Origin of the sequence: Massilia pseudoviolaceinigra, assembly GCF_030846505.1 — a bacterium.
Classification (GTDB): Bacteria; Pseudomonadota; Gammaproteobacteria; order Burkholderiales; family Burkholderiaceae_D; genus Telluria_A; species Telluria_A violaceinigra.
Map to the genome: position 1 here is coordinate 1 of NZ_JAVCWL010000112.1, position 1,109 is coordinate 1,109.

General features: G+C 57.0%; 1 protein-coding gene. It reads right to left on the reverse strand.

What is annotated here, in order from left to right; translation table 11 throughout:
- Window positions 1-973 (reverse strand): IS481 family transposase (locus RBA40_RS33300; RefSeq protein WP_306653190.1); only part of this gene is annotated, 973 nt, incomplete at its 3' end.
- Window positions 974-1,109 lie beyond the last annotated feature (136 nt).

Here is a 1,109-nt window from a genome sequence, read left to right on the forward strand (position 1 = left end):
TGTCAAGTCTCGTCTGGTCATAAACGCGTTTAACAAATAATTCCGGTTTGTTGTGCTGCCATTCCTTGAGCGCTTGAATGGGCGTTTTGGAACCAATGGCACGCTGCGGAATGTGGTGGTTGTATAGCTTCAGGTAGTTGAGCAAGGTCGTCTCCAGGTCGGCCCGGCTGTCGAATCGGGTCTGTTGAAGCAGCTCGCTAATGCGCCCGTTGAAGCGTTCGACCATGCCGTTTGTTTGCGGGTGACGTGGCGGTGCCAGACGGTGCTCGATGTCCATACCGGAACAGACCTTATCGAAGGCATGGTGGCCACTGGGCTTCTTGTCTTTCATCGTAAACCGGTCGGTAAATTGAGAGCCATTGTCGGTCAGGATTTTGGTGATCTTGATTGGTGAGGCAATCTTGAGGCGGTGCAGGAAGTCGACGCTGCTGCTGTCGGTCATGTCGCCGTATATGTGCAGAAACACCCAACGCGTGGCGCGGTCGATGGCCACGAACAGGTAGCGACGCGACGTCTCATCCGGCATTTGCGGCAGGTATTTGATGTCGATGTGAACGAAGCCCGGCTCATAGTCCTTGAAGGTCTTCTTGGGCGAGATCGTTTCGCCCTCTGCCTTCGGAATGATGTCCTCCAGGCGCGACATGCCCTCGCGCTTGAGCAGGCGGGCTATACCTGCCCGCGAAACAGCGGCGTTGATGTACTCGCGGGTGATGTACAGCAGGTCGTCAAGCGGCAGATAAAGCGACTGGCGCAGTGACAGCACAATGGCCTCCTGCGTCGCGCTCAAGGTCGTATGCAGCGTATGGGCGCGGTGCGAGCGGTCTTGCACATCGTCTCGTTTGAGCCACTTGGCAGCCGTGGCACGGGTGATATTGAAGACCTTGGCAGCCTCGCGATCGGACAGGCCGGAGTCCTTGATTTCCTGCCGGATCTTCGGCGTCGTGCGGGCTTGGGGATGGATACGTGTGCTCATAGAGTGAAGTTTATGCGATCTGCTGCAACCGATGGGACGACCGCGGCGGCAAACCGGCGATCAACTCGTCAAGCACGGCCTTGGCGCGGAACAAAGCCATGCTGCGACGAGGAATATGATCGCACGAAACTAAACA